The sequence below is a fragment of the Tritonibacter sp. SIMBA_163 genome (assembly GCF_046535935.1).
In the GTDB taxonomy this organism is placed as follows: Bacteria; Pseudomonadota; Alphaproteobacteria; order Rhodobacterales; family Rhodobacteraceae; genus Epibacterium; species Epibacterium scottomollicae.
Map to the genome: position 1 here is coordinate 1 of NZ_JAWJBP010001233.1, position 239 is coordinate 239.

1 protein-coding gene is annotated in these 239 nt (G+C 69.9%); it reads right to left on the reverse strand.

Going from position 1 to position 239, the window contains the following annotated elements; genetic code table 11:
- Nucleotides 1–239 (reverse strand): hypothetical protein (locus tag R0J92_RS26240; RefSeq protein ID WP_411053847.1); only part of this gene is annotated, 239 nt, incomplete at both ends.

Below are 239 nucleotides of genomic sequence, written 5' to 3' on the forward strand. Positions count from 1 at the left end.
TGGAGCATCCCGGGTTGAAGTGACGGTGAGCCGGCGGGACGTCTCGTCGCGCTCGTTGAAAGCGAGCAGGGGGCTGCCGGTCAGGTCGGCGGCGGGCGGCTTGCCGAGGTACGCGAGGCGGGCCTGACCGCCGTCGCAGGACTCGACGTGAAACCCCGGGTGATCGGTGTGAGCCTCCAGGACGAGCGGGGGATCGTTCGATCGGCCCCCGTGATAAGCGACGTACCGGTTGCCCCAGG